The organism is Halomonas sp. BM-2019, assembly GCF_017584085.1.
The window spans coordinates 3,671,440-3,671,760 of the sequence record NZ_CP071922.1; the positions used below are offsets into that span (position 1 = coordinate 3,671,440).

General features: G+C 66.7%; 1 pseudogene. It reads right to left on the reverse strand.

From position 1 onward, the window contains the following. Nucleotides 1-29 precede the first annotated feature (29 nt). Nucleotides 30-321: pseudogene (locus tag J5F18_RS18170) on the reverse strand (C4-dicarboxylate ABC transporter substrate-binding protein); the annotation flags it as partial.

The window sequence follows — 321 nt, forward strand, 5'->3', positions numbered from 1 at the left end:
CGGAAAGTCGTGACAGCATGGCGTCACCCTCATTTACGCAGACGGTCGGCTTCCGCACGAAGCATCGCCAGCCTCGGGGCCTTGTCGCCCCAGGTGGCTTCCCAGTCGGCGATGGCGGCAGCGAAGAACTCGGCATCGGCCTCGACGATGTTGAGGTCCAGCTCGCGGATCTGCGCCTCCTGGGCGGCGTCCATGGCCTGGAAGCCGGAAAGCACGTTCTCCAGGTGCTCGGCCATGGTGGTCTCGATCAGCTCGCGGTCCTCGGCGGAGAGCCCCCGCCATGTCCGGCCGGAGACCACCCCCACCATGGGGAACATCATG